The organism is Pseudomonas sp. E6002, from assembly GCF_013385565.1.
GTDB lineage: Bacteria > Pseudomonadota > Gammaproteobacteria > Pseudomonadales > Pseudomonadaceae > Aquipseudomonas.
The window spans coordinates 28,566-52,798 of the sequence record NZ_JACAPT010000051.1; the positions used below are offsets into that span (position 1 = coordinate 28,566).

21 protein-coding genes are annotated in these 24,233 nt (G+C 59.7%); all 21 read left to right on the top strand.

The features are described from left to right. Positions 1-60 precede the first annotated feature (60 nt). On the top strand, positions 61-804 hold the full coding sequence (gene pyrH / locus HX815_RS30090) for a UMP kinase (protein WP_003219327.1): 744 nt from the start codon (positions 61-63) through the stop codon (positions 802-804). After that, positions 801-1,358, top strand: coding sequence for a ribosome recycling factor (gene frr / locus HX815_RS30095; RefSeq protein WP_177029421.1), 558 nt, complete (start codon positions 801-803; stop codon positions 1,356-1,358). Before pyrH ends, frr begins: the two co-directional genes overlap by 4 nt. 17 nt (positions 1,359-1,375) lie before the next feature. Continuing rightward, positions 1,376-2,131, top strand: coding sequence for a polyprenyl diphosphate synthase (gene uppS / locus HX815_RS30100; protein WP_003219323.1), 756 nt, complete (start codon positions 1,376-1,378; stop codon positions 2,129-2,131). Continuing rightward, complete coding sequence (locus HX815_RS30105) at positions 2,131-2,937, top strand: phosphatidate cytidylyltransferase (protein WP_008432232.1); 807 nt, start codon at positions 2,131-2,133, stop codon at positions 2,935-2,937. Before uppS ends, HX815_RS30105 begins: the two co-directional genes overlap by 1 nt. Continuing rightward, the gene (gene ispC / locus HX815_RS30110; protein WP_087694925.1) at positions 2,934-4,124 is read left to right on the top strand and encodes a 1-deoxy-D-xylulose-5-phosphate reductoisomerase; all 1,191 of its coding nucleotides are present in this window, start codon (positions 2,934-2,936) and stop codon (positions 4,122-4,124) included. The genes HX815_RS30105 and ispC overlap by 4 nt, the downstream gene beginning before the upstream one ends. A gap of 53 nt (positions 4,125-4,177) precedes the next feature. Beyond that, a complete protein-coding gene (gene rseP, locus HX815_RS30115) occupies positions 4,178-5,530 on the top strand; it encodes a sigma E protease regulator RseP (RefSeq protein WP_177008894.1) in 1,353 nt (450 codons plus the stop codon). A 74-nt stretch (positions 5,531-5,604) separates the two neighbouring features. Further along, positions 5,605-7,992 carry an outer membrane protein assembly factor BamA gene (gene bamA / locus HX815_RS30120; protein ID WP_008432225.1) on the top strand — a complete coding sequence of 796 codons (2,388 nt, stop codon included), beginning with the start codon at positions 5,605-5,607 and terminating at the stop codon, positions 7,990-7,992. Positions 7,993-8,037: 45 nt separating this feature from the next. Beyond that, the gene (locus HX815_RS30125; protein WP_003219314.1) at positions 8,038-8,541 is read left to right on the top strand and encodes an OmpH family outer membrane protein; all 504 of its coding nucleotides are present in this window, start codon (positions 8,038-8,040) and stop codon (positions 8,539-8,541) included. 3 nt (positions 8,542-8,544) lie between these two features. Beyond that, positions 8,545-9,600, top strand: a complete 1,056-nt coding sequence (lpxD, locus tag HX815_RS30130) for a UDP-3-O-(3-hydroxymyristoyl)glucosamine N-acyltransferase (protein WP_008432224.1) — start codon at positions 8,545-8,547, stop codon at positions 9,598-9,600. Between the two features lie 110 nt (positions 9,601-9,710). Beyond that, positions 9,711-10,151, top strand: coding sequence for a 3-hydroxyacyl-ACP dehydratase FabZ (fabZ, locus tag HX815_RS30135; protein WP_003219309.1), 441 nt, complete (start codon positions 9,711-9,713; stop codon positions 10,149-10,151). Beyond that, complete coding sequence (gene lpxA, locus HX815_RS30140; protein ID WP_003219308.1) at positions 10,148-10,924, top strand: acyl-ACP--UDP-N-acetylglucosamine O-acyltransferase; 777 nt, start codon at positions 10,148-10,150, stop codon at positions 10,922-10,924. The genes fabZ and lpxA overlap by 4 nt, the downstream gene beginning before the upstream one ends. Positions 10,925-10,926: 2 nt before the next feature. Further along, positions 10,927-12,066 carry a lipid-A-disaccharide synthase gene (lpxB, locus tag HX815_RS30145; RefSeq protein ID WP_087694922.1) on the top strand — a complete coding sequence of 380 codons (1,140 nt, stop codon included), beginning with the start codon at positions 10,927-10,929 and terminating at the stop codon, positions 12,064-12,066. Beyond that, positions 12,063-12,695: a ribonuclease HII gene (gene rnhB / locus HX815_RS30150; protein ID WP_003219305.1), complete on the top strand. Its 633-nt coding sequence runs from the start codon at positions 12,063-12,065 to the stop codon at positions 12,693-12,695. Before lpxB ends, rnhB begins: the two co-directional genes overlap by 4 nt. A 75-nt stretch (positions 12,696-12,770) precedes the next feature. Next, positions 12,771-16,292, top strand: coding sequence for a DNA polymerase III subunit alpha (gene dnaE, locus HX815_RS30155; RefSeq protein WP_177029422.1), 3,522 nt, complete (start codon positions 12,771-12,773; stop codon positions 16,290-16,292). Between the two features lie 139 nt (positions 16,293-16,431). After that, entirely contained in the window at positions 16,432-17,379 is a 948-nt protein-coding gene (locus tag HX815_RS30160; protein WP_003219302.1) for an acetyl-CoA carboxylase carboxyltransferase subunit alpha, read from the top strand. Between the two features lie 175 nt (positions 17,380-17,554). Continuing rightward, a complete protein-coding gene (gene tilS, locus HX815_RS30165; protein ID WP_177029423.1) occupies positions 17,555-18,874 on the top strand; it encodes a tRNA lysidine(34) synthetase TilS in 1,320 nt (439 codons plus the stop codon). A gap of 273 nt (positions 18,875-19,147) precedes the next feature. Further along, a complete protein-coding gene (locus tag HX815_RS30170; protein WP_003219298.1) occupies positions 19,148-20,779 on the top strand; it encodes a CTP synthase in 1,632 nt (543 codons plus the stop codon). 5 nt (positions 20,780-20,784) lie between these two features. After that, the gene (kdsA, locus tag HX815_RS30175) at positions 20,785-21,630 is read left to right on the top strand and encodes a 3-deoxy-8-phosphooctulonate synthase (RefSeq protein WP_003219295.1); all 846 of its coding nucleotides are present in this window, start codon (positions 20,785-20,787) and stop codon (positions 21,628-21,630) included. Between the two features lie 156 nt (positions 21,631-21,786). Next, positions 21,787-23,076, top strand: a complete 1,290-nt coding sequence (eno, locus tag HX815_RS30180) for a phosphopyruvate hydratase (protein ID WP_003219294.1) — start codon at positions 21,787-21,789, stop codon at positions 23,074-23,076. A 171-nt stretch (positions 23,077-23,247) separates the two neighbouring features. After that, a complete protein-coding gene (ftsB, locus tag HX815_RS30185; protein WP_003219292.1) occupies positions 23,248-23,526 on the top strand; it encodes a cell division protein FtsB in 279 nt (92 codons plus the stop codon). After that, positions 23,523-24,233 carry a 2-C-methyl-D-erythritol 4-phosphate cytidylyltransferase gene (gene ispD / locus HX815_RS30190; RefSeq protein WP_003219291.1) on the top strand — a complete coding sequence of 237 codons (711 nt, stop codon included), beginning with the start codon at positions 23,523-23,525 and terminating at the stop codon, positions 24,231-24,233. Before ftsB ends, ispD begins: the two co-directional genes overlap by 4 nt.

Genomic DNA, 24,233 nt, shown 5'->3' on the forward strand with positions numbered 1-24,233 from the left:
CGCAGGCCGTAAACGGCTTGCCAAGAATTTTCAAAAAATACGCCGCAGGAGAGATTCGCAATGGCTCAGCAGGGCAGTGGTCATCAGGCTCGCTATAAACGCATTCTACTCAAGCTTAGCGGCGAGGCCCTGATGGGCTCGGAAGAGTTTGGGATCGATCCCAAAGTACTCGATCGCATGGCGCTGGAAGTCGGCCAACTGGTCGGTATCGGTGTCCAGGTCGGTCTGGTGATCGGCGGCGGCAACCTGTTCCGTGGCGCGGCACTCAGCGCTGCCGGCATGGATCGGGTGACAGGCGACCACATGGGCATGCTGGCCACTGTGATGAACGCCCTGGCCATGCGTGATGCGCTGGAGCGCGCCAATATCACCGCGATCGTGATGTCGGCTATTTCCATGGTTGGCGTAACGGATCACTATGATCGTCGCAAGGCCATGCGTCACCTGGATGCCAAGGAAGTCGTGATTTTTGCGGCCGGTACCGGCAACCCATTCTTTACCACCGATTCGGCAGCTTGCCTGCGTGGTATCGAGATCAACGCGGACGTGGTACTCAAGGCCACCAAGGTTGACGGTGTCTACACCGCAGACCCATTCAAAGACCCGCATGCCGAGAAGTTCGATCATCTGACTTATGATGAAGTACTGGATCGCAAGCTGGGCGTGATGGACCTGACGGCAATTTGCTTGTGCCGCGACCACAAGATGCCGCTGCGCGTATTTAACATGAACAAGCCCGGCGCCCTGCTGAACATCGTACACGGCGGCGCGGAAGGGACTCTGATCGAGGAAATCGAACAATGATCAACGAAATCAAAAAAGACGCTCAAGAGCGCATGCAAAAGTCCCTGGAATCCCTGAACCATGCGTTTGGCCAGATTCGTACCGGCAAGGCCCACCCAAGCATCCTGGGCAGCGTGATGGTGCCTTACTACGGCACTGATACCTCGATCACCCAAGTGGCCAACATCACTGTAAAAGATTCGCGCACCCTGCAAGTCGTTGCTTTCGAGCGCAACATGCTCGGCGCCGTCGACAAGGCCATCCAGAGCGCCGGTTTGAACCTCAATCCGACCAACCTGGGCGAATTGCTGCTGATCTCCATGCCTGCCCTGACCGAAGAAACCCGCAAGGGCTTCACCAAGCAGGCGCGCAGTGCAGCAGAAGACGCACGTGTTGCCGTGCGCAACATCCGTCGTGATGCCTTGGGTGACCTGAAGAAGCTGGTCAAGGACAAGGAAATCAGCGAAGACGAAGAGCGCCGTGCCGTTGCTGATATCGACAAGCTGACTAAAGATGCCGAGGCCCAGATCACCAAGGCCACGGAAGATAAAGAAAAGGACCTGATGGCCGTATAAGGGGTCAGGACGCCTTCATGGAAAAGACCAAGCAGACTGTGCCCTCCGTGGTGCCGCGCCATGTCGCGATCATCATGGACGGGAATAATCGCTGGGCGAAGAAGCGCTTTATGCCGGGCGTTGCCGGGCATAAGGCGGGTGTCGACGCTGTACGAGCCGTGATTGAGGTGTGCGCCGAGGCCAAGGTCGAAGTATTGACCTTGTTCGCGTTCTCCAGTGAAAACTGGCAGCGCCCGGCCGAGGAGGTCAGTGCCTTGATGGACCTGTTCTTCAAGGCCCTGCGCCGCGAGGCCAAGCGCCTGAACGAGAACAACATCAGCCTGCGTATCATCGGTGACCGTTCGCGGTTTCATCCGGAGCTGCAGGCGGCCATGCGCGAAGCCGAGGCGATCACTGCCGGCAGCAACCGTTTTGTGCTGCAGATCGCAGCCAACTACGGCGGCCAGTGGGATATTGCCCAGGCCGCGCAGCGTCTGGCGCGGGAAGTGCAGGCCGGCCATCTGCGCCCGGAAGACATTACCCCCGAACTCTTGCAAACCTGCCTGGTGACCGGCGACCTGCCGTTGCCGGACCTGTGCATTCGTACCGGTGGCGACCATCGCATCAGCAACTTCTTGTTGTGGCAGTTGGCCTATACCGAACTGTACTTCTCCGACCTGTTCTGGCCGGACTTCAAACACGATGCCATGCGCAATGCGCTGGCCGATTTCGCTTCCCGTCAGCGTCGCTTCGGTAAAACGAGCGAGCAGATCGAAGCTGGAGCCCGGGTTTAATGCTTAAACAACGAATCATCACGGCGCTGATCCTGCTGCCTATTGCCCTGTGCGGGTTTTTCCTGCTTGAAGGTGCGAACTTCGCGCTGTTCATCGGCCTGGTTGTGACCCTGGGTGCCTGGGAATGGGCGCGCCTGGCGGGTTTCGCCGCGCAGTTGCCTCGTGTGGTGTATGCCGCTGTCGTGGCGTTGTTGATGTTCCTGATGTACATCCTGCCGGACGTGGCGCCCTGGGTGCTGGGTGCGGCGGTGTTGTGGTGGGCGTTGGCGACCTATCTGGTGCTGACCTATCCGGGCACCAGCAGTCATTGGTCCAGTGTCGCCTGCAAGCTGGTGATTGGCCTTTTGATTCTGTTGCCTGCCTGGCAAGGCCTGGTCTACATCAAGCACATGCAACTGGGTAACTGGCTGATCATGGCGGTGATGGTCCTGGTGTGGGGTGCCGATATCGGCGCCTATTTCTCCGGGCGTGCCTTCGGCAAGCGCAAGCTGGCGCCGGCGGTCAGCCCGGGCAAAAGCTGGGAAGGCGTGTATGGCGGCCTGGCGTTGACCCTGGTGATTACCGTGGTGGTCGGTGTGGTGCGTGGCTGGACCGTCAAGGAAATGCTACTGGGCCTGGTGGGCGCAGCCGTGGTGGTGTTCATCTCGGTGGTCGGTGACCTGACCGAAAGCATGTTCAAGCGCCAGGCCGGGATCAAGGACAGCAGTAACCTGCTGCCGGGTCACGGTGGCGTGCTGGACCGTATCGACAGCCTGACTGCCGCGATCCCGATCTTTGCCGTATTGCTGTGGATGGCTGCCTCGTGAGCCGCCTGCAACAGGTAACCGTGCTGGGCGCTACCGGCTCGGTGGGGCTAAGCACCCTGGATGTGATTGCCCGTCATCCCGAGCGTTATCAAGTATTCGCCTTGACCGGTTTCAGTCGCCTGAGTGAACTGCTGGCACTGTGTGTGCGGCACGCGCCGCAATACGCAGTAGTGCCCGAAGCGGCAGTTGCACGTGGTTTGCAGGATGACTTGCGCGCTGCGGGCCTGGCGACTCAGGTATTGGTGGGGGAGGAGGGGTTGTGCCAGGTTTCGGCAGACCCTGAGGTCGACACCGTGGTTGCGGCGATTGTCGGCGCTGCCGGCTTGCGCCCGACCCTGGCGGCCGTTGATGCGGGCAAGAAGATTCTGCTGGCCAACAAAGAAGCCCTGGTGATGTCCGGGGCACTCTTCATGCAGGCTGTGCGCAAGAGCGGCGCCGTGCTGTTGCCGCTCGACAGCGAGCACAACGCGATTTTCCAATGCATGCCGGGTGATTTCGCCCGCGGGTTGAGCCAGGTCGGCGTGCGCCGGATTCTGCTGACAGCCTCCGGTGGCCCGTTCCGGCAGACGCCGCTGGCCGATCTGGAGCATGTTTCTCCCGATCAGGCGTGCGCTCACCCGAACTGGTCCATGGGGCGCAAGATCTCGGTGGATTCAGCGAGCATGATGAACAAGGGCCTGGAGCTGATTGAGGCCTGCTGGTTGTTCGATGCCCGGCCGGACCAGGTCGAGGTGGTGATCCACCCGCAAAGTGTGATTCATTCCCTGGTGGACTATGTGGATGGCTCGGTACTGGCCCAACTGGGCAATCCGGACATGCGTACGCCGATCGCCAATGCCCTGGCATGGCCTGAGCGGATTGACTCGGGTGTTGCGCCGCTGGATCTGTTTGCCATTGCCCGTCTGGACTTCGAAGCGCCCGACGAGCAACGCTTCCCTTGCCTGCGTCTTGCGCGGCAAGCTGCGGAGGCGGGTAACAGTGCCCCGGCTATGCTGAATGCGGCCAATGAAGTGGCTGTGGCGGCGTTTCTGGACCGGCGCATCCGCTTTCCGCAGATCGCGGGTATCATCGAGGACGTTTTGAGCCTTGAGCCCGTCGTCCCGGTGAATGATCTGGGCGCGGTGTTCGAAGCGGATGCAAAGGCCCGGGCCTTGACCGAGCAGTGGTTGAGCCGCAATACGCGTTAGCCTCTGGGTGTGTTCAAGCCTTCAGGCACTGGATTGAAATGCGGAGAAATTAGATGAGTGCGCTCTACATGATTGTCGGCACCCTGGTTGCTCTGGGTGTGCTGGTTACCTTCCACGAGTTCGGCCATTTCTGGGTCGCGCGTCGTTGCGGCGTCAAGGTACTGCGCTTTTCCGTAGGCTTCGGCATGCCGTTGCTGCGCTGGCACGACCGTCGTGGCACCGAGTTCGTAATTGCGGCCATTCCATTGGGCGGCTACGTCAAGATGCTCGACGAGCGCGAAGGCGAAGTGCCGGCTGATCAGTTGGATCAATCCTTCAACCGCAAGACCGTTCGTCAGCGCATCGCCATCGTCGCGGCAGGCCCGATCGCAAATTTCCTGTTGGCGATGGTGTTCTTCTGGGTCCTGGCCATGTTGGGTAGCCAGCAGGTGCGTCCGGTGATCGGTGCCGTCGAGGCCGACAGCATGGCGGCGAAGGCCGGCCTGACTGCCGGGCAAGAAATTGTTGCAGTTGATGGCGAGCCAACCACCGGCTGGGGTGCCGTCAATTTGCAGTTGGTGCGTCGCCTGGGTGAAAGCGGCATCGTGAAACTGGTGGTGCGCGATCAGGATTCCACCACCGAAACCTCGCGCGAGCTGGCCCTGGATCACTGGCTGAAAGGCTCCGATGAGCCTGACCCGATCAAATCCCTGGGCATTCGCCCATGGCGTCCGGCCTTGCCGCCGGTGCTGGCAGAGCTGGATCCGAAGGGGCCAGCCCAGGCCGCGGGTCTGAAAACCGGCGATCGCCTGCTGGCCCTCGATGGCCAGGCGCTGGGTGACTGGCAGCAGGTGGTCGACCTGGTGCGTGTACGCCCTGATACCAAAATTGTGCTGAAAGTTGAGCGCGATGGTGCTCAAATCGACGTCCCTGTGACCCTGGCGGTTCGTGGGGAAGCCAAGGCAGCCGGGGGTTACCTGGGGGCCGGCGTTAAAGGTGTCGATTGGCCACCTTCGATGGTTCGAGAGGTCAGCTTCGGGCCGTTGGCGGCGATTGGCGAGGGTGCGAGACGCACCTGGACCATGAGTGTGCTGACCCTCGATTCCCTCAAGAAAATGTTGTTCGGCGAGCTCTCGGTAAAAAACTTGAGTGGACCGATAACCATTGCTAAAGTGGCGGGCGCTTCTGCCCAGTCGGGCGTTGTAGATTTCCTGAATTTCCTGGCTTATCTGAGTATTAGCCTTGGGGTTCTGAATTTGTTGCCCATTCCAGTATTGGATGGGGGGCATCTGTTGTTTTATCTGGTCGAGTGGGCGCGTGGTCGCCCCTTGTCGGATCGGGTGCAGGGTTGGGGGATACAGATCGGTATCAGTTTGGTGGTCGGGGTGATGTTATTAGCCCTGGTCAACGATCTGGGACGACTGTAACGCTTCGCTGAATTGCGAATCTGCCGCATTTTGCGGCAGTTTGTTTATTGCCAGTTGGAATAAGAAAGGACTTCATGAAACGTCTGCTGCTAACTGCGGTTCTCACCGTATTGATGATCGCCGAAGTTCACGCCGAGTCCTTCACCATCTCCGATATTCGCGTCAACGGCCTCCAGCGGGTTTCCGCGGGTAGCGTCTTTGGTGCCTTGCCGTTGAACGTCGGGGAACAGGCTGATGACCGTCGCCTGGTGGAATCCACTCGTGCGCTGTTCAAAACCGGGTTCTTTCAAGATATCCAACTGGGTCGCGAAGGTAACGTCCTCGTCATTACTGTCGTCGAGCGACCTTCTGTCGCCAGTATCGAGATCGAAGGCAACAAGGCGATCTCCACTGAAGACTTGATGAAAGGCCTCAAGCAATCCGGCCTTGCCGAAGGCGAGATCTTCCAGCGTGCCACCCTCGAAGGCGTGCGTAACGAACTGCAACGCCAGTACGTTGCCCAGGGTCGTTACTCGGCTACCGTCGAGACCGAAGTGGTGCCGCAACCGCGTAACCGCGTCGGCCTGAAGGTCAACATCAACGAAGGCACCGTGGCGGCCATCCAGCACATCAACGTGGTGGGTAACACCAAGTTTGCTGATGACGACCTGATCGACCTATTCGAACTCAAGACCACCAACTGGCTGTCGTTCTTCAAGAACGATGACAAGTATGCCCGTGAAAAACTCTCCGGTGACCTGGAGCGCCTGCGTTCCTACTACCTGGACCGCGGCTATATCAACATGGATATCGCTTCGACCCAGGTGTCCATCACCCCGGACAAGAAGCACGTCTATATCACTGTCAACGTCAACGAAGGCGAGAAGTACAAGGTTCGTGACGTCAAGCTCAGCGGCGACTTGAAAGTGCCTGAAGACCAGGTCAAGTCCCTGTTGCTGGTGCAGAAGGACCAGGTGTTCTCGCGCAAGCTGATGACCACCACCTCCGAGCTGATCACCCGTCGCCTGGGTAACGAAGGCTATACCTTCGCCAACGTCAACGGCGTACCGACCCCGCACGACGAAGACCACACCGTGGACATCACCTTCGTTGTAGACCCGGGCAAGCGTGCCTACGTTAACCGCATCAACTTCCGTGGCAACACCAAGTCTGCCGACGAAGTGCTGCGCCGCGAAATGCGTCAGATGGAAGGTGGCTGGGCGTCGACTTACCTGATCGACCAGTCCAAGGTTCGCCTCGAGCGCCTGGGCTTCTTTAAGGAAGTCAACGTTGAAACCCCGGCTGTACCGGGTGTGGATGACCAGGTTGACGTGAACTACGCCGTAGAAGAGCAAGCCTCCGGTTCGATTACCGCCAGTGTCGGTTTCGCCCAGAGTGCCGGCCTGATCCTCGGCGGTTCGATCACCCAGAACAACTTCCTCGGTACCGGTAACAAGGTTTCCATCGGCCTGACCCGAAGCGAATACCAGAGCCGCTATAACTTCGGTTATGTCGACCCCTACTGGACTGCTGACGGCGTGAGCCTGGGCTACAACGCCTTCTATCGCACAACCGACTACAAAGACCTCGACGTTGACGTTGCAAGCTATGCAATCGACAGCTTCGGTGTTGGTGCCAACATTGGTTACCCGATCAGTGAGACCTCGCGTTTGACCTTCGGCCTGACCGCGCAGCAGGACAAGATCAAGACCGGTGTGTACACCGTGGATGAGATCTTCAACTTCGTGCGTAAAGAAGGCGACCAGTTCCTGAACTTCAAGGCTTCGGCCGGTTGGTCGGAATCGACCCTGAACAAAGGTGTACTGGCGACCCGTGGCCATTCCCAGAGCCTGACTCTGGAAGCCACCACGCCGGGCAGCGACCTGTCGTTCTTCAAACTCGACTACCGTGGCCAGTTGTTCCAGCCATTGAGCGAAAACTACACCATGCGCCTGCACACCGAATTGGGTTATGGCGATGGTTATGGTTCGACCAGCGGCTTGCCGTTCTATGAGAACTACTATGCGGGTGGTTTCAACTCGGTACGTGGTTTCAAAGACAGCACCTTGGGTCCTCGTGGTACCCCAAGCCGTGGCGTGGGTGTGACCGGTAACCAGGGGACTGTGGCTGACTCGGACAACGACCCGCTGCCATTCGGTGGTAACGTGCTGATCCAGGGTGGTGCTGAGATTCTGTTCCCGCTGCCATTCGTTAAAGATCAACGTTCCCTGCGTACTTCGGTCTTCTGGGATGTGGGTAACGTGTTCGACTCCAAGTGCGAACAGGTCACCAACCCGAATGGCTCGAAGTCCAACACGCAGTGCAACGACGTGAGCTTCAGCAACCTGGCAAGCTCTGTCGGTGTCGGTGTGACCTGGGTTACCGCGCTTGGCCCATTGAGCTTTGCTCTGGCCATGCCGGTCAAGAAACCGGATAACGCTGAAACCCAGATTTTCCAATTCTCCCTCGGCCAGACGTTCTAAGCGTCTGACCCAAGATAACGACAACGGATTCTGTAGGAGTGCATCGTGCGTAAGTTGACTCAATTGGTTCTCCTGGCGACTGTCCTGGTAGCGACCCCGGCCTTTGCCGAAATGAAAATTGCCGTTCTGAACTATCAGATGGCGCTGCTGGAATCCGATGCGGCCAAGAAATATGCCGTAGATGCCGAGAAGAAATTCGGTCCTCAACTGACCAAGCTCAAGACGCTGGAAAGCAGCGCCAAGGGCATCCAGGATCGTCTGGTAGCCGGTGGCGACAAGATGCAGCAAGGCGAGCGCGAGCGTCTGGAGCTTGAATTCAAGCAAAAGGCCCGTGACTACCAGTTCCAGTCCAAGGAGCTGAACGAAGCCAAGGCTGTTGCCGACCGCGAAATGCTCAAGCAGCTGAAGCCGAAACTCGACAGCGCCGTGGAAGAAGTCATCAAGAAAGGTGCCTTTGACCTGGTATTCGAACGCGGTGCAGTCATCGACGTTAAACCTCAGTACGACATCACCCGTCAGGTGATCGAGCGCATGAATCAGCTGAAGTAAGCCATGACTGCGACTATCAAGCTCGGCCAATTGGCCGAGTTCCTGGGAGCCACCTTGCGTGGCTCCGCGGAGAAGGAAATCACTGGGCTAGCCACCTTGCAGGAGGCTGGCCCAGCTCAGTTGAGCTTCCTGGCAAACCCCCAATACCGTAAATACCTGGGCGAAAGCCGCGCCGCAGCCGTGCTGCTGAAGGCCGCTGACGCCGAAGGTTTTGCCGGGGACGCGCTGGTTGTTGCCGATCCGTACCTGGCGTATGCCCGGGTGTCGCACCTGTTCGATCCGAAACCCAAGGCCCCCGCCGGTATCCATCCGACGGCGGTGATCGCCGATGACGCTCAGGTTGACCCTGCCGCGAGCATCGGTGCTTTTGTGGTGATTGAAAGCGGTGCACGCATCGGGGCGGGTGTAACGCTGGGTGCCCAGTGTTTTATCGGCGCGCGCAGCGAGATTGGTGCCGGTGGCTGGCTGGCTCCGCGTGTGACCCTGTACCACGACGTGCGTATCGGTGAGCGTGTGGTGATTCAGTCCGGTGCCGTGATTGGCGGCGAGGGCTTCGGCTTCGCCAACTCGAAGGGTGTCTGGCACAAGATTGCCCAAGTGGGCGGCGTGTTGATTGGCGATGACGTTGAAATTGGCGTCAACACTGCCGTTGACCGCGGGGCCCTGGCCGATACCGTCATTGGTAACGGCGTGAAACTGGATAACCAGATTCAGATCGCCCACAACGTGCAGATTGGCGATCACACCGCCATGGCCGCCTGCGTGGGGATCTCCGGCAGCACCAGGATCGGCAAGCATTGCATGCTCGCCGGGGGTGTTGGCCTGGTGGGCCATATCGAAGTGTGCGACAACGTATTCATCACCGGCATGACCATGGTGACCCATTCGATTACCGAGCCTGGGTCCTACTCATCCGGTACGGCCATGCAGCCTGCGGCCGAATGGCGCAAGAGCGCGGCGCGTCTGAGGCAGCTCGACGATATCGCTCGGCGCCTGAAACATCTGGAAAAGCGTGTTGGGGACGTGACCCCTGACGGTAATGCTTCATCAGATGGCTGATACCATTTCCATATCAAGTGTGCACAGCCGCTAGACTGCCTCCTTGATTTGCTAGAGGGGCGTGCCTTAGTCCGCACGCTCCCAATCTTTATTACAGGCTTCCCCCCGAAATGATGGACATCAACGAGATTCGCGAATACCTGCCTCACCGTTACCCGTTCCTGCTGGTGGACCGGGTCACGGACCTCAATGTTGAGGAAAAGCGCATTCGTGCCTACAAGAATGTCAGCATCAACGAACCGTTCTTCAACGGTCACTTCCCTGCGCATCCCATCATGCCAGGCGTATTGATCATCGAAGCGATGGCCCAGGCTGCCGGTATCCTTGGTTTCAAAATGCTCGACCTGAAGCCTGCCGATGGCACGCTCTACTATTTCGTGGGCTCTGACAAACTGCGCTTCCGCAACCCGGTAACTCCGGGTGACCAGTTGATCCTTGAAGCCAAGTTCATCAGCTGCAAGCGCCAGATCTGGAAGTTCGAATGCCAGGCCTCGGTCGACGGCAAGCCGGTGTGCTCGGCTGAAATCATCTGTGCGGAACGCAAACTATGAGTTTGATTGACCCTCGCGCAATCATCGATCCGACGGCCGTACTGGCCGCCGACGTTGAGGTCGGCCCTTGGTCGATCGTCGGCGCAGGTGTGGAAATCGGCGAGGGGACAGTCATCGGGCCGCATGTGATCCTCAAAGGCCCGACGAGGATTGGCAAACACAATCGTATCTATCAGTTCTCATCGATAGGCGAAGACACCCCGGACATGAAGTACAAGGGTGAAGAAACACGTCTGGTAATCGGTGATCACAACATCATCCGTGAAGGCGTGACCATTCACCGCGGTACCGTCCAGGACCGTGCCGAGACTACCCTGGGTGACCACAACCTGGTGATGGCTTATGCGCATATCGGTCATGACAGCGTAATCGGCAACCATTGCATCCTGGTCAACAACACTGCGTTGGCCGGCCATGTGCACGTTGACGATTGGGCGATCCTGTCCGGCTTTACCCTGGTGCATCAGTACTGCCATATCGGCGCCCACAGCTTTTCCGGCATGGGTACCGCCATCGGCAAGGACGTTCCGGCGTTCGTCACCGTATTCGGCAACCCGGCCGAGGCCCGAAGCATGAACTTCGAAGGCATGCGCCGTCGGGGCTTCAGCGAAGACGCGATCCACGCCCTGCGCCGCGCCTACAAGGTGGTTTACCGCCAGGGGCTGACGGTCGACCAGGCCTTGATCGAACTGACGGAGCCAGCCGCATTGTTTCCGGAAGTCGCGATATTCCGTGACTCTATCCAGTCGTCGACTCGCGGCATCACCCGCTGATCATGGCCAGGCTGCGTATAGCGTTGGTGGCCGGAGAAGCTTCCGGCGATATTCTCGGTGCAGGCCTGATGCGGGCCCTCAAGCTCCAGCATCCGGCGGTTGAATTCATCGGTGTCGGCGGTCCGTTGATGCAGGCTGAAGGCCTGACGTCCTACTTCCCTATGGAACGCTTGTCGGTCATGGGGCTGGTGGAGGTGCTGGGCCGTTTGCGCGAGCTGCTGGCCCGTCGCAAAAAGCTGATCCAGACCCTGATCGAAGAAAAGCCCGACGTCTTTATCGGAATCGACGCGCCGGACTTCACCCTCAATATCGAACTCAAATTGCGTCAGGCCGGGATCAAGACCGTGCATTACGTCAGCCCGTCCGTATGGGCGTGGCGGCAAAAGCGCGTGCTCAAGATTCGCGAAGGCTGCGACCTGATGCTGACCCTGCTGCCCTTCGAGGCCAGGTTCTACGAAGAGAAGGGCGTGCCGGTGCGGTTTGTCGGGCACACCCTGGCCGATACCATTCCTCTGCAGGCCGACCGTGCTGCCGCGCGTGCCGAACTGGGTTTGCCCGAAGGTCCGCTGGTGGCCTTGATGCCGGGGAGCCGTGGCGGCGAAGTCGGTCGTCTCGGCGCGCTGTTTTTTGATGCAGCCGAACGCCTGCAGGCGCTGAAGCCGGGTGTGCGCTTCGTATTGCCATGCGCCAGTCCTCAGCGCCGTGCACAAATTGAAGAATTGCTGGTAGGGCGCAACTTGCCGTTGACCCTGCTCGACGGCGGCTCGCACCTGGCACTGGCGGCGTGCGATGCGGTGCTGATCGCCTCCGGCACTGCGACCCTGGAGGCCTTGCTCTACAAGCGCCCGATGGTTGTGGCCTATCGCCTGGCGCCGCTGACCTACTGGATTCTCAAGCGTATGGTCAAAAGCCCCTACATCTCCCTGCCGAATTTGCTGGCCCAGCGTCTGTTGGTGCCCGAGTTGTTGCAGGACGATGCGACGCCTGAAGCCCTGGCGCAAACCCTTTTCCCGTTGATCGACGGTGGCGAAGAGCAGACCCGTGGTTTCGACGAAATTCACCGCACCTTGCGCCGTGATGCGTCGAACCAGGCGGCGGATGCCGTGCTGACGTTGATCGGTCATAAGCAGGAAGCCCTATGAAGACGCAAATGGGCCTGGATTTCAGCCTGGTCGCCGATGCCCTTGACCTGGTTGCCGGTGTTGACGAAGTCGGACGCGGCCCGCTGTGCGGCGCAGTCGTCACCGCCGCGGTGATTCTCGATCCAAACCGTCCGATCCTTGGCCTCAACGATTCGAAGAAACTCACCGAAGCCCGTCGCGAAAAACTCTACGACGAGATCTGCGAGAAAGCCCTGAGTTGGCACATCGCCCGCGCTGAAGTCGAAGAGATCGACAAACTGAACATCCTGCACGCCACCATGCTGGCCATGCAGCGCGCCATTGAAGGCCTGCATATCACGCCAAAAATGGCGATGATCGACGGCAACCGCTGCCCGAAGCTGACGATGCCCGCAGAAGCGGTGGTCAAGGGTGATAGCAAAGTGCCGGCGATTGCCGCTGCATCGATCCTGGCCAAGGTCAGCCGTGACCGTGAAATGGCGGCTTTCGAATTGATCTATCCCGGCTACGGCATCGGCGGGCACAAAGGCTATCCAACGCCCGTTCATCTGGAAGCTTTGGCTCGCCTGGGCCCGACCCCGATCCACCGCCGCTCGTTTGCCCCGGTTCGCCAGGCTTTCGAGGCTCGGGAAAGCCTGATCGAGGTTTAGCAGCAAGGCTGATGTTTTTGCCAAGGCCCGGTACAATCCGGGCCTTGTTGTCTCCACGTTTTGTACAGGATCACTATGCCGGCTTCATTCGTTCACCTGCGCCTGCACACTGAATACTCCCTGGTCGACGGCCTGGTACGGATCAAACCCCTGGTCAAAACGCTGGTGGGCATGAACATGCCTGCCGTGGCGGTGACCGACCAGAACAACATGTGTTCCCTGGTCAAGTTCTACAAGGCCGCCATGGGCGCCGGCATCAAGCCGATCTGCGGTGCCGACCTGTGGCTGTCGAACAAGGACCCGGATAACCCACTGAGCCGCATCAGCCTGTTGGCGATGAACGGCGTGGGTTATCGCAACCTCACCGAACTGATTTCCCGTGGCTTTATCGATGGCCAGCGCAATGGCTCGATCATCATCGAGCGCGAGTGGGTGGCCGAAGCCAGCGAAGGGCTGATCATGCTTTCGGCGGCCAAAGAGGGTGAAATCGGTATCGCGCTGTTGGGCGGCAATCCTCATGAGGCTGAAGTGCTCGCCCGTGAGTGGATGGAGGTGTTCCCCGACCGTTTCTACCTGGAAATCCAGCGCACCAACCGCCCCAACGATGAAGAGCAGTTGCATGCCGCTGTGGCCCTGGCTGAAAAGCTTGGCGCGCCGCTGGTGGCGACCAACGATGTGCGCTTTATCAAGAAGGAAGACTTCGAGGCCCACGAAACCCGCGTATGCATCGGCGAAGGCCGGGCGCTGGACGATCCGCGCCGCTCGAAAAACTACAGCGAAGAGCAGTACCTCAAAAGCGCCGATGAAATGGCCGAGCTGTTCAGTGACCTGCCCGAGGCCCTGGAAAACTCCGTCGAAATTGCCAAGCGCTGCAATATTGAAGTGAAGCTGGGCAAGCACTTCCTGCCCAACTTCCCGATTCCCGATGGCATGACCATCGACGAGTATTTCCGCAAGGTCTCGTTCGACGGTTTGGAGGAACGCCTGAGCGTCCTGCTGCCCAAGGACACCACTGAAGATTATGAAGCCAAGCGCCAGGTCTACGTCGACCGCCTGAATTTCGAGCTGGATATCATTATCCAGATGGGGTTCCCCGGTTACTTCCTGATCGTAATGGACTTTATCCAGTGGGCCAAAAGCAACGGCGTGCCGGTGGGGCCTGGCCGTGGATCGGGTGCTGGGTCGCTGGTGGCCTATGTGCAGAAGATCACCGACCTCGACCCGCTGGAATACGACCTGCTGTTCGAACGTTTCCTTAACCCGGAACGGGTATCGATGCCCGACTTCGACGTCGACTTCTGCATGGATGGTCGCGACCGGGTTATTGAGTACGTGGCCGAGAAATACGGGCGCAACGCAGTAAGCCAGATCATCACCTTCGGTTCCATGGCGGCGAAAGCGGTAATTCGCGACGTGGCCCGGGTACAGGGCAAGTCCTACGGCCTGGCTGACCGCCTGTCGAAGATGATTCCGTTTGAAGTCGGCATGACCCTGGAAAAAGCCTACGAGCAGGAAGAAATCCTGCGGGACTTCATCAAGGTCGATGAAGAAGCGGCTGAAATCTGGGACATGGCGCGCAAGCTCGAAGGCGTGGTGCGTAACGTCGGTAAACACGCCGGTGGTGTAGTAATCGCGCCTACCAAGCTGACCGACTTTTCGCCGATCTATTGCGACGAAGAAGGCGACGGCCTGGTAACCCAGTTCGACAAGGACGACGTGGAGGCGGCCGGCCTGGTGAAGTTCGACTTCCTCGGCCTGCGTACCCTGACGATCATCGACTGGGCGCTGAAGACCATCAACCGCGACCGCGCCAAGGTCAATGAGCCACCGCTGGATATCGCGTTTATCCCGCTGGATGACAAGCCGACCTACAGCCTGCTGCAAAAAGCCGAAACCACGGCCGTGTTCCAGCTTGAATCCCGCGGCATGAAAGAGCTGATCAAAAAGCTCAAGCCCGACTGCCTGGAAGACTTGATCGCACTGGTGGCCCTGTTCCGTCCGGGCCCGCTGCAATCGGGCATGGTGGATGACTTCATCAACCGTAAGCACGGGCGTGCCGAGCTGGCTTACCCGCACTCCGACTACCAGTACGAAGGTCTCAAGCCGGTACTGGCACCGACCTACGGCATCATCCTGTATCAAGAACAGGTGATGCAGATTGCCCAGGTCATGGCCGGCTATACCCTCGGCGGCGCGGACATGCTGCGTCGAGCCATGGGTAAGAAAAAGCCCGAGGAAATGGCCAAGCAGCGCGGTGGCTTCATTGAAGGTTGCGCCACCAACAACATCGATGCCGACCTGGCCGGTAACATCTTCGACCTGGTGGAAAAGTTCGCCGGTTACGGCTTCAACAAATCCCACTCTGCCGCCTATGGCCTGGTGTCTTACCAGACTGCGTGGCTGAAGGCTCACTACCCGGCGCCGTTCATGGCGGCGGTACTGTCTGCGGATATGCACAACACCGACAAGGTCGTGACCTTGATCGAGGAAGTGCGCACCATGAAGCTGCGCCTCGACGCGCCGGACGTGAACACTTCCGAGTTCAAGTTCACGGTGAACGACGAAGGCCGCATCATCTATGGCCTCGGCGCGATCAAGGGCGTGGGCGAAGGCCCGGTGGAGGCGATTACCGAAGCGCGTCAGGACGGGCCGTTCAAGGACCTGTTCGATTTCTGCGCCCGGGTCGACCTCAAGCGCATCAACAAACGTACTCTGGATGGCTTGATCCGCAGCGGCGCCCTGGATCGCCTGGGCCCGTACTTCCATGATGAGTCGAAGGCGTACCAGGCCAATATCGACCGCAACCGCGCGGTATTGCTGACCGCCATGGAAGAAGCGATCAAGGCCGCCGAGCAGACCGCACGCACCCACGACAGCGGCCACGCCGACCTGTTTGGCGGGCTGTTCGTCGAAGAAGATGCCGACGTCTACGCCAACCATCGCAAGGCCAAGGAGCTGACCCTCAAGGAACGCCTCAAGGGTGAGAAAGACACCCTGGGCCTGTACCTCACGGGTCACCCGATTGACGAATATGAAGGTGAAATCCGGCGTTTCGCCCGCCAGCGCATCATCGACCTGAAGCCGGCGCGGGATACCCAGACCGTCGCAGGCATGATCATCGCGCTGCGGGTGATGAAGAATAAAAAGGGCGACAAGATGGGTTTCATCACCCTCGACGACCGCTCGGGCCGGATCGAAGCCTCGCTGTTTGCCGATGCCTTCCATTCCGCCCAGTCGCTGTTGCAGACCGACGCGATGGTGGTGGTGGAAGGGGAGGTCAGTAACGACGACTTCTCCGGCGGCCTGCGCCTGCGGATCAAGCGCGTGATGAGCATGGAAGATGCTCGCACCAACCTGGCCGAAAGCCTGCGCCTGAAGGTCAAGACCGATGCGCTCAAAGGTGATCAGCTACGCTGGTTGGGTGACTTGCTTAAACGCCACCGTGGCGCCTGCCCGGTGACCATGGAGTACACCGGCAACGACGCCAAGGCGATGTTGCAGTTTGGCGAGACGTGGCGAATTGACCCCGCCGATGGCTTGATTCAAGCATTGCGTGACCAGTTCGGGCGTGACAACGTCTTCCTCCAATACCGTTGACGCTCAGGCAGTACGAAGATCGCCTGATCTCGACCGAACATTTAATCTCGACCTAACCGCGCCTCTCCCTTAAGGTAGGGCGCGAATAGACAACCGGCTGGCCAGGCACTCCTTGGCCGTCGACCCAAGACGGACGCTTATGAACCCGAATTTTCTTGATTTCGAACAGCCGATCGCTGACCTGCAAGCCAAGATCGAAGAGCTGCGCCTGGTCGGCAATGACAATTCGCTGAATATCGGCGATGAAATCGCTCGCCTGCAAGACAAGAGCAGCACGCTTACCGAAGACATCTTCGGCAAGCTGACCAGCTGGCAGATCGCGCGCCTGGCCCGCCACCCGCGCCGTCCGTACACTCTGGACTACATCGACCATATTTTTACCGAGTTCGATGAGCTGCACGGCGACCGTCACTTCTCCGACGACGCCGCCATCGTGGGCGGTATCGCTCGCCTGGACGACCAGCCAGTGATGGTCATCGGTCACCAGAAAGGCCGTGAAGTGCGCGAGAAAGTCCGCCGCAACTTCGGCATGCCGCGCCCTGAAGGCTACCGCAAGGCCTGTCGCCTGATGGAAATGGCCGAGCGCTTCAAGATGCCGATCCTGACCTTCATCGACACCCCGGGCGCCTACCCGGGTATCGACGCTGAAGAGCGCAACCAGAGCGAAGCTATTGCCTGGAACCTGCGGGTAATGGCGCGCCTGAAGACGCCAATCATCGCTACCGTGATCGGTGAAGGCGGTTCCGGCGGCGCATTGGCGATTGGCGTCTGCGACCAGCTGAACATGCTGCAATATTCCACCTACGCGGTGATCTCGCCGGAAGGTTGCGCCTCGATCCTGTGGAAAACCGCCGAGAAGGCACCGGATGCCGCGGAAGCCATGGGCATAACTGCCGATCGCCTGAAAGGCCTGGGTATCGTGGATAAAGTGATCGCCGAGCCATTGGGCGGCGCCCACCGTGACCCGGCTGCCGCTGCCGCGACCATTCGTGCCGAACTCAGCTCGCAACTGGCGATGCTCAAGAAGTTCGACAACGAGGCACTGCTGGCCCGTCGTTACGAGCGCCTGATGAGCTACGGTCTCTAAGCCGACGCGTTACTAAATGTGGGAGCTGGCTTGTGTGGGAGCGGGCTTGCTCGCGAAGGCGGTGATTCAGTCAAGATAGTTGGCGACTGACACACTGCATTCGCGAGCAAGCCCGCTCCCACATTTGCCTTGTGTATGCTGGTTACCGCATTCCAGTTTGATGGCGTACTTTGCTATGAAGCCCACCTTAACCGCCAAGCTCCTGCAAATCCTCGCCCCCTGGCGCAACGCCCCGGCCTGGCATATCGCCTTCTCCGGCGGCCTCGACTCCACCGTCCTGCTGCACCTCCTGGCCACGCTGGCCAAAATCGACAAGCTCCCGCCACTCAGCGCTATCCATGTTCATCATGGGCTGCAAGCTGCGGCGGATGCGTGGCCGGCCCATTGCCAGTCCGTGTGCGACGCCTTGTGCGTGCCTCTGCGGGTGATCCGCGTGCAAGTGCAACAAGGTGCAAGCCTGGAGCGCGCGGCCCGTGACGCGCGGTATCAGGCGTTTGCCGAGCTCACCGGGGCAGGGGAGTTGCTGGTCACGGGCCAGCACCGTGACGATCAGGCAGAAACCTTACTGTTTCGGCTGTTGCGTGGGGCTGGCGTGCGTGGCCTGGCGGCAATGCCCGCGCAACGCCCTTTGGCAGATGGCTATCTGGTGCGACCCTTGCTGGATGTGTCTCGCGCCGAGCTTGAAGCCTACGCCCGTGAACATCAATTGACCTGGATCGAAGACCCGTCGAACGCTGATCCGCGTTTCTCCCGCAATTACCTGCGCCACCATGTTTTCCCACACCTGACTGAACGTTGGCCCCAAGCCGTCAGCACCATGGCCCGCAGCGCCGAACATCTGAGCGAAGCCCACGGCTTGCTCGACGAACTGGCGCAGATGGACCTGCTGGCCGCCAGCCAGCACCCGGTGTTTCCCTGGCTGGCATTGCCTTCGCTGACCCTTGAACCGCTTGCCGCGCTCTCCGAGGCCCGCCAGCGCAACGCACTTAGGCACTGGCTGACACCGCTGACACGCTTGCCCGACAGCGACCACTGGACCGGCTGGGCGACCTTGCGCGACGCCAAACACGATGCACAGCCACTGTGGCGCCTGGCCGACGGTCAATTGCACCGTTGTGGTGGGCTTATCTGGTGGTTACCTGCCAGTTGGTCGGAATTTTCTGACGCATCGGTGAGCTGGCCGCACCCGCAAAACCCACTACAGTTACCCGGTAACGGCCAAGTGCGCTTCAGCGGCAGTGCACCCGAAGGCCCCCTGAGCATCCGTTATCGCCAGGGCGGTGAAATCATGGAATTGCCAGGCCGGGGCCGGCGCGACCTGAAGCGCTTGCTTAACGAAAGTGCGGTACCAGGCTTCATCCGTGGCAGATTGCCGCTGCTGTATCAGGGCCAGCAATTGCTGGCTGTGGCCAACCTGCCGGGGCTTGCGGCGGGTGGCGGTACCGGCTGGCAATTACATTGGATGCCACCAACCTGCGATCAAGGTTTGAGCTGATAGAGCCTTTCCGGTAGACTACGCTCCCTTCTTGATACAACTTCTGTGGATTCGCCTGAATCGCAGCAGTTGCCGATTACCAAGCAGTCTTTGCTGGGCGATTCCAAAAAATGTGTAGCGATCAACGTACCGGTGTTTCATTGCTGGTCTGTCACAACGCGGCGGTTTTTTTGAAAGGTGCACTGTGATTAATGCAGGTGATCGGGGGCTTCGGCCTTCCTTCGCTTTCCCCGGCGGCTCGGACCGCTTTAACGCAGACTTCTAGGGTTTTTCATGACGCGCTACATATTCGTCACGGGCGGTGTTGTTTCTTCATTGGGGAAAGGCATTGCCTCCGCTTCATTGGCGGCCATCCTGGAGGCGCGGGGACTTAAGGTCACCATGCTCAAGCTGGACCCGTACATCAACGTTGACCCGGGCACCATGAGCCCGTTCCAGCACGGTGAAGTGTTCGTCACCCACGACGGCGCCGAGACCGACCTGGACCTGGGCCACTACGAGCGGTTCATCCGCACGACCATGACCCAGAACAACAACTTCACCACCGGCCGTGTCTACGAGCACGTGCTGCGCAAGGAGCGCCGTGGTGACTACCTGGGTGCAACCATCCAGGTGATCCCGCACATCACCGACGAAATCAAGCGCCGCATCATCAAGGGTGCAGGCGATGCCGACGTGGCGATGGTCGAGATCGGTGGCACCGTGGGTGACATCGAATCCCAGCCGTTCCTCGAAGCCATCCGCCAGTTGCGTTTCGAAGTCGGCGCCAAGCGCGCGATGCTGATGCACCTGACGCTGGTGCCGTACATCGCCACCGCCGGCGAAACCAAAACCAAGCCTACCCAGCACTCGGTCAAGGAACTGCGTTCCATCGGCCTGCAGCCGGACGTGCTGGTGTGCCGCTCCGACCACGCGATCGACATCGCGTCCCGGCGCAAGATCGCCCAGTTCACCAACGTTGAAGAACGTGCGGTAATCGCCCTGGAAGACGCCGACACCATCTACAAGATCCCGGGCATCCTGCATTCCCAGGGCCTGGATGATTTTGTCGTCGAGCGCTTCGGCCTGCAGTGTGGCGGCGCCGATCTGTCCGAGTGGGAAGCCGTGGTCGACGCCAAGCTCAACCCTGAGCATGAAGTCACCATCGCCATGGTCGGCAAGTACATGGAACTGCTGGACGCCTACAAGTCGCTGATCGAAGCGATGAGCCACGCGGGCATCAGCAACCGTACCAAGGTCAACCTGCGCTACATCGACTCCGAAGACATCGAGAACCAGGGCACCGCGTTGCTGGAAGGCGTTGACGCCATCCTGGTTCCGGGCGGCTTCGGTCTGCGTGGCGTGGAAGGCAAGATCACTGCCGTCCAGTACGCTCGTGAGAACAAGGTGCCGTACCTGGGTATCTGCCTGGGCATGCAAGTGGCGGTCATCGAGTTCGCTCGTAATGTGATGGGCTGGAAAGACGCCAACTCCACCGAGTTCGATCGCACCAGCGGCCATCCGGTCGTGGGCCTGATCACCGAGTGGGAAGATGCCACCGGCGCCGTCGAAACCCGTACCGAAGCCTCCGACCTGGGCGGCACCATGCGCCTCGGCGCGCAGGATTGCCTGCTGGAGCCGGGGTCCCTGGTTCACGATTGCTACGGCAAGGACGTGATTGTCGAGCGTCACCGTCACCGCTACGAAGTGAACAACAACCTGCTGCCGAAAATCATGGAAGCCGGCCTGAAAATCTCCGGTCGTTCCGGTGATGGCGCGCTGGTTGAAGTGGTTGAAGCACCGGATCATCCATGGTTCGTGGCTTGCCAGTTCCACCCGGAGTTCACCTCGACCCCGCGCGACGGTCACCCGTTGTTCAGCGGCTTCGTTAAAGCAGCACTGACGCAACATCAGAAGAAGGCGTAAACCTGATGGCCCAGAAGATCATTCGCGTAGGCGACATCGAGATTGCCAACGACAAGCCCATGGTGCTGTTCGGCGGCATGAACGTGCTGGAAAGCCGCGACATGGCGATGCAGGTCTGTGAAGAGTACGTGAAGGTGACCGAGAAACTCGGTATCCCCTACGTATTCAAGGCCAGCTTCGACAAGGCCAACCGTTCGTCCGTGACCTCCTATCGCGGCCCGGGCCTTGAAGAAGGCATGCGGATCTTCCAGGACATCAAGCAAGCCTTCGGCGTGCCGATCATCACCGACGTCCACGAGCCTGAGCAGGCTGCCGTGGTCGCCGAGGTGTGCGACATCATCCAGTTGCCGGCCTTCCTGTCGCGCCAGACCGACCTCGTGGTCGCGATGGCCAAGACCGGCGCTGTGATCAATATCAAGAAAGCCCAGTTCCTCGCGCCTCAGGAAATGAAACATATCCTGAACAAGTGCGTGGAAGCGGGTAACGACCAGTTGATCCTCTGCGAGCGTGGTTCGAGTTTCGGCTACAACAACCTCGTGGTGGACATGCTCGGTTTCGGCATCATGAAACAGTTCGAATACCCAGTGTTCTTCGACGTGACCCACGCGCTGCAAATGCCCGGTGGTCGCGCCGATTCCGCTGGCGGGCGCCGTGCCCAGGTACTGGACCTGGCCAAGGCCGGCATCAGCCAGTCCCTGGCAGGTTTGTTCCTGGAAGCCCATCCGGACCCGGACAACGCCAAGTGCGACGGCCCATGCGCCCTGCGCCTGGACAAGCTGGAGCCATTCCTGGCCCAGTTGAAGCAGTTGGACGACCTGGTCAAGAGTTTTCCGACGGTAGAGACCGCGTAAGCGCCATTTCTCCGGTAGACTTTCCCTCGCTTTACGCTCAGGCCCGCAGGCCTGAGCCTTGTCGCCTGCAAGCCTGCCCGTTGTTCCACCCTTGCGGTCGGTCAAAAGATTTCCTTCAGCTGCGTCGTTTTCGTCAACTTTGGAGTGTTTACAACAATGGCAAAAATCGTCGACATCAAAGGTCGTGAAGTTCTCGACTCCCGTGGCAACCCTACCGTCGAAGCCGACGTGCTTCTCGATAACGGCATCATCGGCAGCGCCTGCGCGCCGTCCGGTGCTTCCACAGGTTCCCGCGAAGCACTGGAACTGCGTGATGGCGACAAGAGCCGTTACCTGGGCAAGGGTGTACTCAAGGCGGTGGCCAACATCAATGGCCCGATCCGCGACCTGCTGCTGGGCAAGGATCCACTTGACCAGAAAGCCCTCGATCACGCGATGATCAAGCTCGACGGTACCGAAAACAAAGGCAGCCTGGGCGCCAACGCCATCCTCGCCGTGTCCCTGGCCGCTGCCAAGGCCGCTGCACAGGACCAGGACCTGCCGCTGTACGCCCACATCGCCAACCTGAACGGCACTCCGGGTGTCTACTCGATGCCGGTTCCGATGATGAACATCATCAACGGTGGCGAGCACGCTGATAACAACGTCGACATCCAGGAATTCATGGTGCAGCCGGTTGGCGCCAAGACCTTCTCCGAAGGCCTGCGCATGGGCACCGAGATTTTCCATCACCTCAAGGCTGTGCTGAAGGCCCGTGGCCTGAGCACTGCAGTGGGTGACGAAGGTGGTTTCGCGCCGAACCTGGCGTCCAACGAAGACGCACTGAAAGTGATCTCCGAAGCCGTGGCCAACGCTGGCTACAAGCTGGGCACCGACGTGACCCTGGCCCTGGACTGCGCGGCCAGCGAATTCTACGAAGACGGCAAGTACAACCTGTCCGGCGAAGGCCACGTGTTCACCTCGGAAGGTTTTGCTGACTACCTCAAGGGCCTGACCGAGCGCTACCCGATCATCTCGATCGAAGACGGCCTGGACGAGTCCGACTGGGCTGGCTGGAAAGTGTTGACCGACAAGATCGGCGAGAAGATCCAGCTGGTGGGCGACGACCTGTTCGTGACCAACACCAAGATCCTGAAGGAAGGCATCGACAAAAAGATCGCCAACTCGATCCTGATCAAGTTCAACCAGATCGGCACCCTGACCGAAACCCTGGAAGCCATCCAGATGGCCAAGGCTGCGGGCTACACCGCCGTGATCTCCCACCGCTCCGGCGAAACCGAAGACTCGACCATTGCCGACCTGGCCGTGGGCACTTCGGCTGGGCAGATCAAGACCGGTTCCCTGTGCCGTTCCGATCGCGTTTCCAAGTACAACCAATTGCTGCGTATCGAAGAGCAACTGGGCGGCAAAGCCAAGTACAACGGTCGCAGCGAGTTTCGCGGCTGATTGTTAAATGGTAAAAGGTCAGCGGATTACGTCGGAAAAATTACGGCAGCGTGAATTTCGGCGCTAATCTCATGACTAACAAGCACAAGCCTGGTTTTTCCAGGCTTCGTGCTATCAGTTGCTGCAAAAGTTTTGCATGGCTGTCTTTTTTCACTGGATACCCGATATTCGATGCGCAGTCCCAATTGGTTGTTCCTCGTCTTGCTCTTGCTGCTGGCTGGCCTGCAGTACCGCCTTTGGGTGGGGAATGGCAGCTTGGCGCAGGTCACCGAACTGACCCAGCAAATTGCCGCACAGCACGCCGAAAACGAGGTGTTGCTGGAGCGCAATCGCGTGCTCGATGCCGAAGTACTTGAATTGAAAAAAGGCATGGAGACCGTTGAAGAGCGGGCTCGCCATGAGTTGGGCATGGTCAAGGAGGGCGAAACCCTCTACCAGTTGGCCCAATGAGCATTTCGTCACCGGCCTTCTGGGCCGTGATTCCTGCCGCGGGCGTGGGTGCCCGTATGGCCGCGGACCGTCCCAAGCAGTACTTGCAATTGGGTGGGCGCACTATTCTCGAACACAGCCTTGGCTGTTTCCTCGATCATCCGGGCCTCAAGGGGCTGGTGGTCAGCGTTGCGATGGATGACCCTTACTGGCCGACCCTGGCTTGCGCCACCGACCCACGCATTGTGCGCGTTGACGGCGGCGAAGAGCGCTCGGGTTCGGTCCTCAATGCCTTGCTTTACCTGCACGGCCAGGGCGCGAGCGATGACGATTGGGTGCTGGTGCATGACGCCGCCCGGCCGAACCTCAGCCGCGATGACCTGGACAAGTTGCTCTTTGAACTGGCCGACGACAGCGTGGGTGGGCTGCTGGCCGTGCCGGCGCGGGACACCCTCAAGCGCGCCGACAAGCACGGGCGCGTGTTGGAAACGGTTGATCGCACGCCGATCTGGCAGGCCTACACCCCGCAGATGTTCCACCTTGGCGCGCTGCACCGGGCCTTGGCCGACAGCCTGGTCTCGGACGTGGTCATCACCGACGAAGCCTCGGCCATGGAATGGGCCGGGCATGCGCCTCGCCTGATCGAAGGCCGTTCCGACAACCTCAAGGTCACCCGCCCGGAAGACCTTGAATGGCTGCGCCAGCGTCGGACTTTCCAGTCTTCCTGA

Bases quoted from the DNA above. Each gene is read 5' to 3' on its own strand.
- HX815_RS30170 (WP_003219298.1), top strand. From the start codon at position 19,148: ATGACGCGCTACATATTCGTCACGGGCGGTGTTGTTTCTTCATTGGGG.
- pyrH (WP_003219327.1), top strand. From the start codon at position 61: ATGGCTCAGCAGGGCAGTGGTCATCAGGCTCGCTATAAACGCATTCTA.
- lpxB (WP_087694922.1), top strand. From the start codon at position 10,927: ATGGCCAGGCTGCGTATAGCGTTGGTGGCCGGAGAAGCTTCCGGCGAT.
- uppS (WP_003219323.1), top strand. From the start codon at position 1,376: ATGGAAAAGACCAAGCAGACTGTGCCCTCCGTGGTGCCGCGCCATGTC.
- frr (WP_177029421.1), top strand. From the start codon at position 801: ATGATCAACGAAATCAAAAAAGACGCTCAAGAGCGCATGCAAAAGTCC.
- ispD (WP_003219291.1), top strand. From the start codon at position 23,523: ATGAGCATTTCGTCACCGGCCTTCTGGGCCGTGATTCCTGCCGCGGGC.
- rseP (WP_177008894.1), top strand. From the start codon at position 4,178: ATGAGTGCGCTCTACATGATTGTCGGCACCCTGGTTGCTCTGGGTGTG.
- HX815_RS30160 (WP_003219302.1), top strand. From the start codon at position 16,432: ATGAACCCGAATTTTCTTGATTTCGAACAGCCGATCGCTGACCTGCAA.
- eno (WP_003219294.1), top strand. From the start codon at position 21,787: ATGGCAAAAATCGTCGACATCAAAGGTCGTGAAGTTCTCGACTCCCGT.
- bamA (WP_008432225.1), top strand. From the start codon at position 5,605: ATGAAACGTCTGCTGCTAACTGCGGTTCTCACCGTATTGATGATCGCC.
- ftsB (WP_003219292.1), top strand. From the start codon at position 23,248: ATGCGCAGTCCCAATTGGTTGTTCCTCGTCTTGCTCTTGCTGCTGGCT.
- dnaE (WP_177029422.1), top strand. From the start codon at position 12,771: ATGCCGGCTTCATTCGTTCACCTGCGCCTGCACACTGAATACTCCCTG.
- lpxD (WP_008432224.1), top strand. From the start codon at position 8,545: ATGACTGCGACTATCAAGCTCGGCCAATTGGCCGAGTTCCTGGGAGCC.
- tilS (WP_177029423.1), top strand. From the start codon at position 17,555: ATGAAGCCCACCTTAACCGCCAAGCTCCTGCAAATCCTCGCCCCCTGG.
- lpxA (WP_003219308.1), top strand. From the start codon at position 10,148: ATGAGTTTGATTGACCCTCGCGCAATCATCGATCCGACGGCCGTACTG.
- rnhB (WP_003219305.1), top strand. From the start codon at position 12,063: ATGAAGACGCAAATGGGCCTGGATTTCAGCCTGGTCGCCGATGCCCTT.
- HX815_RS30105 (WP_008432232.1), top strand. From the start codon at position 2,131: ATGCTTAAACAACGAATCATCACGGCGCTGATCCTGCTGCCTATTGCC.
- kdsA (WP_003219295.1), top strand. From the start codon at position 20,785: ATGGCCCAGAAGATCATTCGCGTAGGCGACATCGAGATTGCCAACGAC.
- fabZ (WP_003219309.1), top strand. From the start codon at position 9,711: ATGATGGACATCAACGAGATTCGCGAATACCTGCCTCACCGTTACCCG.